This is a genomic window from Prevotella rectalis (assembly GCF_900607215.1).
Taxonomy (GTDB): domain Bacteria; phylum Bacteroidota; class Bacteroidia; order Bacteroidales; family Bacteroidaceae; genus Prevotella; species Prevotella brunnea.
Genome location: NZ_LR027820.1, coordinates 123248 through 133533 on the forward strand (window position 1 = coordinate 123248; position 10286 = coordinate 133533).

The window sequence follows — 10286 nt, forward strand, 5'->3', positions numbered from 1 at the left end:
TATAAACTTTTATGTGTGTGAATGACCATTTGTCCGCATTATTTCGGCTTATTCACATACAAAAATACGAAATTAACTCGTGAAATGTGAAAAAGAACTCAAAAAGTTTGCTAATCTCTCAAAAAGTACTTAATTTTGCACCACGATAAATTTTACGGGATGTAGTTCAGTAGGTTTAGAATGCCGGTCTGGGGGACCGGTGGTCGCTGGTTCGAGTCCAGTCATCCCGACATAGGCGATAGGTAATAGTTCTTACTTATCGTCTTTTTTTTGTTGTTTATTCCGCACGAAGCCATTTTAAAAAAGCAAACTTTTTCCTATGCGTGGGAAAAAGTTTGCCGTATATGGTTCAATTGTTTGTTCCCGATTATCTGTTTTTGTAATTCTCCAAACCTTTGTTCAGGAAATCAAGGTAGGCAGGAACATCCTCCTTGAAGACGAAACTTCCGCTAAGTGGCTTGCCCTGATTGTCGATCGTTACATAGAACGGTTGGGCGAGATAGCCGAATTTTGTTTCTTGCAAATAGCTCCATTTGTCGCCGATGGTGCGCAATGTGCGTGTTGTTCCGTCTGCCCTTTTCACTTCCATTGATTCTTTCAAAGGGGTTTTGTCATCTACGTAGAGAGAGATTAATACATAGTCTTCATTCAACTTCTTGGCAACTTCCGGGTCTGTCCAAACAGAACCTTCCATCTTTCGGCAGTTCACGCAGCCAAATCCGGTGAAGTCGATAAGAACCGGTTTGCCTGTTTGTGCCGCAGCTCGCATCCCTTCTTCGTAATCCGTGTATTTAGCGTGTACTTTCTGTGGTTGCAGGTTAAAGTCTTGGGTGTTCATCGGTGGCGCGAAAGCACTGATTGCCTTCAATGGCGCGCCCCATAGTCCGGGTATCATATATACGGTGAATGCCAACGAAATCATACCCAGCATGATTGCCGGTACCGGCATGGCCTTTTGTTCCGGGTCGTCGTGTGGGAATTTAAGTTTTCCAATGAGATAGAGTCCCAAAAGTCCGAAGATTACGATCCATAATGCCAAGAATGTTTCCCTATCGAGCAGTCTCCACCCGTAGGCGAGGTCAGCTACGGAGAAGAACTTCAGCGCGAATGCCAATTCAATGAAACCCAGTACCACTTTCACCATATTCATCCAAGAACCGGATTTCGGGGCTTGCTTGAGCCATGTGGGGAAGAGTGCGAAGAGGGTGAACGGCAATGCTAAAGCCAAGGCAAAGCCAAACATTCCGACTGTAGGCGCCACCCAATCTCCACTGGTGGCTGCCTGTACAAGCAAAAGACCCACAACGGGGGCTGTGCATGAAAAACTTACCAACGAAAGAGTGAATGCCATCAGGAAGATGGATAGAAGTCCGGTGGTAGATGCGGCTTTGTTATCGACGGCGTTTCCCCAAGATGAGGGTAAGGTTAATTCGAACCATCCGAAAAAACTCAGCGCGAAGACGAGCAACAAGAGGAAGAAGAATATGTTGAATGGCGCATTGGTGGCAAGCTCGTTGAGTTTTTGGGGACCGAACGCGGCTGTAATGATGGCAGCCAACCCCATATAGATTACGATGATGGAGATGCCGTAAGTGATAGCGTCGCGGATTCCTTTTTTCTTATCGTCCTTTGCCCGTTTCAGGAAGAAGCTCACGGTCATGGGAATGATTGGCCAGACGCAAGGAGTAACGAGAGCGACAAGTCCTCCCACGATTCCCATTAAGAAGATGTACCATAGTGAGTTGTTGGTTGTGTTTTCTTCTGCGTTGAAGGTTTGCAATTCTTTGATGACCGGTTGCCACAATTCGCCGGTGGATGGTGAAGCTTCACCGGCAGATGCCGTTGCCACGCTGTCATTCAGCGTTACCGAATCTGTTGATTGAGTGGTCGCTGTGTCGGTAGTTGAGGCTGAAAGAGTGGCCATGGAAGATATATCGGTAGTTTCGGCTTCCTTTCCTTCCGGTTGTTTTGTCGGATTTGGTGCGTCAGCCGGTCCTTTTCCAGAGAAGTTGAAATCGACATCCGTTGGAGGCATACACATTTCATCATTGCATGAGCCATATTCCAAATATCCTTTAATCTTATAAGTCTTACCGGTTATTTTATATTTTTGTATGAATGTTACACTATTTTCAAAGTAGCGTAGCTTCATGCCAAACACCTTATCATAGACATTGAGTTCCTTGCCGTGAGCGGTAAGTTTTCCAAGAGGCTGTGCTCCTTCGGCTTTCTCGGTAGTCAGCGTGGCCGAGATGGGACCATCGGCGGGCAGTCCGGTTGAATAGACGTGCCATCCTGCGTTGATTTTGCCGGTAAAGATTACATCAACTTCCGTTGGTGAAACCTTTTTTTGCATGACACTAAAGTGTGCGGGGTTTTGTGCCGATACCGCTAAGTTAATCAGTAATGCAAGCACAAATAGGATTTTATTTTTCATCAGTTTTATAATTTTATTTCTCTTTGCCAAATAGGATAGGTCTGTAGTTATAGGTGAAATCGCAAATTGATAGTGCAAAGATAGCAATTTTTTTAAAAAAAGTCTCCTAAGACTAAATTAACTTTTCGTTTATCGGAAAATCTTTGTGCGATTTTATTCTTTTGTTCTTTTATCTCCGGGAAACTATTTGGTCGGTTTAGGAAAGATGCTTCTTCCGAGTTTCGAGTGATGCAGTGGAATTTCCCCTATGGTTGAACAATAAAAATGTACGCCGCGAAACCATGCAGATATGATTTCTGTGGTAATTTTGAAGCCATGAAATAAGCTTCCGTCAGATGTTTCTTTCCAAAAGCTTAGCTTTGAGATTTTAAAAGCTTAGCTTTTGGAATGCAAAAGCTAAGCTTTTACCACCCAAAAGCTAAGCTTTTAAAATGGGGTATATAATATGCTGAAATACAATTAGTTGCAAACTCTTATTTTCACGCAATGAATTGGCGTGCTGTTTTTGTATCGGCAGCTCGCAAACGTAGGCTGAAAAGAGAGCGACAAGTCGTCCCCCGCGGGTATGCTCCGGGCAGATTCTTTCCATAGCTTTTCCTCTCTCCTGTTGAGGGTTTTGCTGAAAGGTCGGCTTTGCCACGCTTGTTTTTGCCGAAGCGTTGTTCTCAAACCTTCAGTTCCGGATATTGAATGCGAGTATGATACATTGATTTCAATCTATCGATTATCACCATTTTTGCCGTGTTGATATCGTGGAACGTGATGGGGCAATCGGTGAATGCTCCTTCCGCAACCCTGCCATCAATCAGCTTGTTTACAAGGCTGCTGATGCTCTCCTCGGTATATTCCGTCAGTGAACGCGATGCAGCTTCCGTCATATCGCTCATCATTAAGATTGCCTGTTCGCGAGTTGTGGGGTTGGGTCCGGGGTATCTGAATGCTGCCTCATCCACCTCCTCTTCAGGATGCTCGTTCTTGTAATTGATGTAGAAGTATTTCACCAATCCACTACCGTGATGCGTGGCAATAAAGCCCTTGATGACATTGGGCAAACCATATTTTTCCGCCAGTCGCAATCCTGCCGTAACATGTCCGATGATTATCTTGGCACTCTCCAAATCCGAAATCTTGTCATGTGGATTTACACCTGCTTGGTTCTCTGTGAAGAAAGCCGGATTTTCCATTTTCCCGATGTCATGATAGAGTGCTCCGGTTCTCACCAATTGACTTTTGGCGTGTATCTTCCGGGCGATTTCCGTGGCAAGGTTGCCCACGGTGATGGAGTGTTGGAATGTTCCGGGTGCCACTTCGCTGAGTCTGAGCAGCAGCGGATTGTTCGTGTTGGATAATTCAAAGAGTGTTACCGCCGAAACAAATCCAAATGTCTTCTCGATCACCAACATCAGTGGATAGGTGAAGAGCAGGAAGAAACCGTTGATGAGGAAGTGGTAGTACATGGTGTGGTCGAGTTTTGAAAAATCATCCGACTGTATGAGCTGAATTGCCAAGTAAATGACTGCCGTGCCTGCTGTTACCAATAGAGCCGTTAGGAAAATCTGACTGCGCTTTGAGAGTTCGCTGAGAGAAAAAATAGCAATCAAGCCTGCCACAAGCTGCACGATGATGAATTCGTATTGGTATTTCACTGCCACCGAGCAAATGAGAATCATCGTAACGTGAAAAATGAATGACGTGCGAGAGTCCATGAATACATGGACGAAGATGGGTGCCATGGCGTAGGGAATGATGTAAACACTTAGTATGTTGTGTTCAATCATCACAGAGGTGAGTATCGGGAAGATTGTCATCATGGCATAAAGGAGAGAAACTGATCTTGGCTTCTCGAAATATTCTCTGCGGAACACCACCAAATAGAGTGTGAAGAGCACAATGAGCATCAGCACGTAAATGCTTTGACCGAGAATGGTGGACTTTGCCTCGTCTTTTGTCTCATTGCGCTTTTCCATCGCTTGTTCAAAAGAGTTGAGCACCCGATAAGTTTTGCTATCAACAATATCGCCTCTGTCGATGATGCGTTGCCCCTCAAGCACCATTCCCGAGGCTTGTGGAATAAGACTAAGCATATCATTCATTTCCGTCTCGCTACGATCTTTGTCATAAACAAGGTTGGCTTCGATGTATTCGTTTAGGTTGCAACGTTGTAGTTCGTTGCGTTTTGCGCTCAATACCGGGTCTGAGAAAAGGTTTTCATAAGCTCCCAATGTTGTATATACCTTATTAATAGGAACACTCGTTGCCTGTTTGCCTGATACCACATGAATCATGCTGGTTGTATCCTTGAACAAAGAACCGAACTGATTGGCATTTATGATACCCATTTCGTATAGCTCGTGAAGCCTATTCGCCACAGCCTCTACATACTGGGGTGGCAAATTGGGTATTCCTCCTTTGTAAGCGGTTTTGAAACGATTGATATTCTTCGTCTCCACATTCGTGCTTACATTGAAGTAGGGAACAAAATTTTTCATTATGGAATCGCGCTCACTCTGCAACGCTTCCTCTGTCTTAAATATTGGAAAATCAAATTTGGCGATGAGTTGCCCATACATCCAAGGTTTGCCTTCGTCATAATGAAACATCTTCCCTTTTGCGCGAGGCAAAAATAAAACTATCAGGATGATTGTTACCAGCATTAACAAGAGTCTGGTTGTGAAATTACGCCAATAACCGCCTACATTATTAAATTTTATCATGTTTGAAATATCTTATGTGTACGTTCTTCAGTATGCGAAAATACAAAAAAAATGGCGTATAATCGAAAAAAAAGAGTAATTTTGCAAAAAAATTGTATTATAGCCATGACAGAAAGACAAGTCAGGGTGCGTTTTGCACCGAGTCCGACAGGACCTTTGCATATCGGCGGAGTGCGTACGGCACTCTATAATTACCTCTTTGCGCGCCGAAATGGAGGCAAGATGATTTTTAGGATTGAGGATACGGATTCTCGTCGTTTCGTTCCGGGAGCGGAGGAGTATATAATAGAATCTTTCAAGTGGCTCGGCATTAAGTTTGATGAAGGAGTAAGCTATGGTGGCGAGCACGGACCCTATCGCCAAAGTGAGCGACGCGATATTTATAAAAAGTATGTTGATGTTCTCTTAAATGGCGGAAAGGCTTACATTGCGTTTGATACGCCGGAAGAACTGGACGAAAAGCGTAAGGAAATTGCAAACTTCCAATACGATGCACATACGCGAATGCAGATGCGCAATTCGCTAACACTCTCCAAAGAAACCACAACCCGACTGATAGAGGAGGGACAGCAATATGTGGTTCGCTTCAAAGTGGAGCCGGGAGAAGAGATACATGTGGATGATATGATTCGGGGTGATGTTTGCGTTAAGAGCGACATTATAGATGATAAGGTGCTTTACAAGAGTGCCGACGAGTTGCCGACTTACCACTTGGCAAATATCGTGGACGATCATCTCATGGAAATTAGCCATGTAATTCGAGGTGAGGAGTGGTTGCCCAGCGCTCCCTTACATGTTCTGCTTTATCGGGCTTTCGGATGGGAGGAAACGATGCCTCGCTTCGCGCATCTTCCTTTGTTGCTGAAGCCGGAAGGAAAGGGAAAATTGAGCAAACGGGACGGCGACCGTCTTGGATTTCCGGTCTTTCCTTTGGAATGGCACGATGCTAAGACCGGGGAAGTAAGCGCAGGCTATCGAGAAACCGGATATTTCCCGGAAGCAGTGTTGAACTTTTTGGCATTGTTGGGATGGAATCCGGGCACAGAACAAGAAATCTTCACCCTTGACGAATTGGTAAAGGCTTTTGATATTACGAAATGTTCCAAGAGTGGTGCCAAGTTTGATTATCAAAAGGGCATTTGGTTCAATCACGAATATATCTTGAAGAAAAGCGATACGGAAATAGCCAAACTCTTTGCGCCAATCGTTGCCAACAATGGAGTTGACACAAGCATGGAACGAGTTACGCAAGTCGTTCACATGATGAAAGATCGAGTGAATTTTGTTCACGAGTTATGGTCGCTCTGCTCTTTCTTCTTTATAGCTCCGACGGAGTATGATCAGAAAACCGTGAAGAAACGATGGAAAGACTATTCAGCTCGGCAAATGGCGGAGTTATCTAAGGTGTTGAGAGATATTGACGACTTTTCCATTGAGGGACAGGAATCGGTTGTTATGAAATGGGTGGAAGCGAACGATTATAAGCTCGGTGATGTGATGAATGCTTTTCGCCTCGCTCTTGTCGGAATAGGTAAAGGCCCGGGAATGTTTGATATTTCATCCTTTCTCGGAAAGGAAGAAACGCTAAAACGACTCCATGCCGCAATTGAAGCGTTGGGATAAAATCGTTATAATGCCAATATATCATTTTTTAACAGAGTCGCGATGATTTACAACATAATCATGTATGCCATCCAATTGGGAGTCGCCATCTACAGTAACTTTAATGAAAAAGTGAGGAAGATGTGGCAGGGAGAAAGAATTGCCATTGATGTACTTCGTAAGAATGTTGACCCCGACGGACAGTATATTTGGTTTCACGCGGCTTCGCTTGGAGAATTTGAACAAGGACGTCCGCTGATAGAGATGATAAGAAAGCGATATCCGGAGTATAAGATATTGCTAACGTTCTTTTCTCCTTCCGGTTACGAAGTGCGAAAGGATTACAAAGGCGCGGATATCATAACTTATCTCCCCATAGATACCGTGACGAATGCTCAAAAGTTTCTGCGTGCAGTGCGACCGGTGATGGCTTTCTTCATAAAGTATGAATTTTGGTACAACTACCTTCACATCTTGCGACATCGAGGTGTTCCCGTGTACAGTGTGTCAAGTATTTTTCGTCCCGATCAGGTATTCTTTAAATGGTATGGTCGGGAGTATGGGCACGTACTGAAATGCTTTAGTCGTTTTTTCGTTCAGAACGAGGAAAGTAAGACCTTGCTTGCAAGTATAGGAATAAAGGATGTGTTAGTGGTTGGTGATACTCGTTTCGATCGTGTTCTGCAAATAAAGGAAGCCGGAAAACACCTTCCTATTGTAGAGAGTTTTACAGGTTTTGATTTCAAGAGTATAAATTCCAAACAGTCGCGTCGCAGAGTTTTCGTGGCAGGTTCTTCATGGTTGCCGGACGAACAAATATTTCTGAAATACTTTGGTGAACACGATGATTGGAAATTGATAATCGCACCCCACGTCATTGATGAAGGACATCTCGCAGAAATAAGAAAGTTGATAACTAACAAGCGAGTGGTGCGATACACAACGACGAACGAAGAGGAGGCTAAGGATGCCGATGTGCTGATTATCGATTGTTTTGGTTTGCTTTCCTCTATTTATTTTTATTGCGACGTGGCTTATGTTGGTGGAGGATTTGGTGTTGGAATCCATAACGTGCTCGAAGCTGCGGTATGGCAACGCCCCGTTATTTTCGGTCCGAACAACAAGCATTTCGCGGAAGCGCAAGGATTGATGAAATCGGGTGGAGGATTTGAAATCACCGGTTACGATTCGTTTTGTGCGATTATGAACAGATTATCCGCCGATTCCGACTATTTGAAAGAATGTGGCGACAAGGCTTCTGCTTTTGTTCGCGACAAGTCCGGTGCCACCGAAAGAGTAATAGCAAACATAAAATTATGAGATATCAGATAACTTGTGATAACTGCGGTACTCAATTTGTCATTGAGGCAAAGCCGGGTCAGACAGTAGAATGTAAATGTCCACATTGTCATGGCCTGATGGAACTAACGCTTCCTATCGCATCCGCTAACGCGCGAGATGGAGAACAAGGCGCAGAGAATATAGCTTCAGGAAGCCCTTATAAACCCACTCTTTCCAATGAGGCAAATTCTGGTGGAATAGATCGCACCGTGCTGATTGGGATTGTTGCCGGATTGCTTGTGGCAGGTCTTGGATTGGGGGCTTATTTTATGTTTGGCAGAAGCAAAACGGCAGAAGAACCTGAGCCTGCAACTGTCGTAGATACCATCCCATACCAAACAGAGGAGGAAACTCCCTACGTTCCACAGATAGACACAACTGTGGTGCCGGAAATTCCGGACGCAGCTGTCGATGTGAAGGAGGAAAAACATAAAGCTGATACGGTAGTTGCAAACCAACCAACAGAAGAAATTGCACCTGTAAATGAAGAAACTCCGAAAGAGAAAAAGCAGGATGAAACAAAACAAAATGATATAAAACCGCAAAATTAGAAAAAAGGATATATGGGAAAAGTGATATTGACAGGCGATCGCCCTACCGGAAAGCTGCATTTGGGACATTACATTGGTTCACTCCATCGTCGTGTAGAGTTGCAAGATGCCGGCGACTATGAAAAAATGTTTGTTTTTATGGCAGATGTACAAGCACTTACAGACAACGCAGACAATCCTGAGAAGATACGTCAAAATATCATTGAGGTGGCTTTAGACTATCTCTCGGCAGGATTAGACCCACAGAAATGTACACTTTACATACAAAGTCAAATTCCGGAGTTGGCAGAATTGACAACCTATATGATGAACCTTGTTTCAGTGAGCCGCGTTCAGCGCAACCCAACCGTAAAGACAGAGATAAAAATGCGCAACTTTGAGGCCAATATCCCTATGGGCTTCTTCAGTTATCCTGTTTCGCAGGCTGCAGATATTGCAGCTTTCAAGGCTACAACCGTGCCGGCAGGCGAAGATCAAGAACCAATGATTGAGCTGACGCGCGAGATTGTGCGACGTTTCAATCAGATTTATGCTCCGGTGTTGGTGGAACCAAATATATTGTTGCCTGAAAATGCAGTATGCCGTCGACTTCCCGGAACCGATGGGAAAGAAAAGATGAGTAAGAGTCTCGGTAACTGCATCTATTTATCAGATGACGCTGATACAGTATGGACGAAAGTGAAAGGAATGTACACAGACCCTACTCATCTAAACGTTTCCGATCCGGGACATGTTGAGGGAAATGCCGTCTTCACTTATCTCGATGCCTTTGCCACGGATGCCGATTTTGCAGATTTTTGGCCTGAGTTTCAAACTTTGGATGAGTTGAAAGCAGCCTACACGGCAGGTGGTATCGGAGACATGAAGTGCAAGAAGTTGCTCAACAATGTTCTAAACAAAATGTTGGAACCCATTCGCTTGCGACGCAAGGAGTTTGAACAGGATATCCCCGAAATCTATAATCTGCTGAAAAAGGGGTCTTTGGCTGCCCGCGAAACGGCTACCCGAACCATGGAGGAGGTGCGAGCTGCCATGCAGATAAATTATTTTGATGATGAAGAACTGATACAGAGTCAGGCACAGAGATATAAGAAATAAGTTCTGTTTGCAACTTCGTTTCATTTCATGATTGTCTTTTAGGCAGAACTTGATAAGTTTGCCATCGTCTTATACCAATTTGGCATAATTCCCACCCTTAACCAAATTCGTATAAGACGTTTTTTTTATTACCGAAAACAACCTTCTGATTATGCAAAAACCCACCTCCTGTAGTCTATTGATAATCAGCGTCTTACAAATTGCTTTTCAAAAGCTTAGCTTTTGCAGCCTAAAAGCTTAGCTTTTACACTCCAAAAGCTTAGCTTTTAAATTCCAAAAGCTTAGCTTTGTCTTTTCCTGAATTCACTTGTCAGATCTGACGATGTATTTCTGTTTTACTTGTCAAATATTTTCTTATTTACTGAATGACTTGACATTAACATTATATAGTTTAAATTTGAAGTCAGTGCACTTGCATAAAAGAAGATGGACAACACCTAAGTTCCGTCATATTTTCGGCAAGGTCTTAGGGGGCTCGATGCCCCCTGGGACCTTTGGTGAAGATGGCATAAGACCGTCGTTCGCCATATTTTCGGCGTTCCA

6 protein-coding genes and 1 tRNA gene are annotated in these 10286 nt (G+C 44.0%); 5 read left to right on the forward strand and 2 right to left on the reverse strand.

What is annotated here, in order from left to right:
• Window positions 1-155: 155 nt before the first annotated feature.
• Window positions 156-230, forward strand: a tRNA-Pro gene (locus tag E0E16_RS01485).
• 137 nt (window positions 231-367) lie between these two features.
• Here E0E16_RS01485 and E0E16_RS01490 read toward each other — a convergent pair.
• Window positions 368-2437 carry a protein-disulfide reductase DsbD family protein gene (locus tag E0E16_RS01490; protein WP_130828520.1) on the reverse strand — a complete coding sequence of 690 codons (2070 nt, stop codon included), beginning with the start codon at window positions 2435-2437 and terminating at the stop codon, window positions 368-370.
• 665 nt (window positions 2438-3102) lie between these two features.
• The gene (locus E0E16_RS01495; protein ID WP_130828521.1) at window positions 3103-5151 is read right to left on the reverse strand and encodes an HD family phosphohydrolase; all 2049 of its coding nucleotides are present in this window, start codon (window positions 5149-5151) and stop codon (window positions 3103-3105) included.
• A 105-nt stretch (window positions 5152-5256) separates the two neighbouring features.
• Between E0E16_RS01495 and gltX the strand changes: the two genes are divergently transcribed.
• From gltX to trpS, 4 genes are read left to right on the forward strand one after another with little or no spacing between them, the layout of a single operon-like run.
• The gene (gene gltX, locus E0E16_RS01500; RefSeq protein ID WP_130828522.1) at window positions 5257-6774 is read left to right on the forward strand and encodes a glutamate--tRNA ligase; all 1518 of its coding nucleotides are present in this window, start codon (window positions 5257-5259) and stop codon (window positions 6772-6774) included.
• A 42-nt stretch (window positions 6775-6816) separates the two neighbouring features.
• Complete coding sequence (locus E0E16_RS01505) at window positions 6817-8073, forward strand: 3-deoxy-D-manno-octulosonic acid transferase (protein ID WP_130828523.1); 1257 nt, start codon at window positions 6817-6819, stop codon at window positions 8071-8073.
• Window positions 8070-8645, forward strand: a complete 576-nt coding sequence (locus tag E0E16_RS01510) for a zinc ribbon domain-containing protein (protein WP_130828524.1) — start codon at window positions 8070-8072, stop codon at window positions 8643-8645. Before E0E16_RS01505 ends, E0E16_RS01510 begins: the two co-directional genes overlap by 4 nt.
• 12 nt (window positions 8646-8657) lie before the next feature.
• Window positions 8658-9743, forward strand: coding sequence for a tryptophan--tRNA ligase (gene trpS, locus E0E16_RS01515; RefSeq protein ID WP_130828525.1), 1086 nt, complete (start codon window positions 8658-8660; stop codon window positions 9741-9743).
• Window positions 9744-10286 lie beyond the last annotated feature (543 nt).

Excerpts from the sequence above, each read along its gene's own strand:
- E0E16_RS01490 (WP_130828520.1), bottom strand. The coding sequence starts at position 2,437 with ATGAAAAATAAAATCCTATTTGTGCTTGCATTACTGATTAACTTAGCG.
- E0E16_RS01495 (WP_130828521.1), bottom strand. The coding sequence starts at position 5,151 with ATGATAAAATTTAATAATGTAGGCGGTTATTGGCGTAATTTCACAACC.
- gltX (WP_130828522.1), top strand. The coding sequence starts at position 5,257 with ATGACAGAAAGACAAGTCAGGGTGCGTTTTGCACCGAGTCCGACAGGA.
- E0E16_RS01505 (WP_130828523.1), top strand. The coding sequence starts at position 6,817 with ATGATTTACAACATAATCATGTATGCCATCCAATTGGGAGTCGCCATC.
- E0E16_RS01510 (WP_130828524.1), top strand. The coding sequence starts at position 8,070 with ATGAGATATCAGATAACTTGTGATAACTGCGGTACTCAATTTGTCATT.
- trpS (WP_130828525.1), top strand. The coding sequence starts at position 8,658 with ATGGGAAAAGTGATATTGACAGGCGATCGCCCTACCGGAAAGCTGCAT.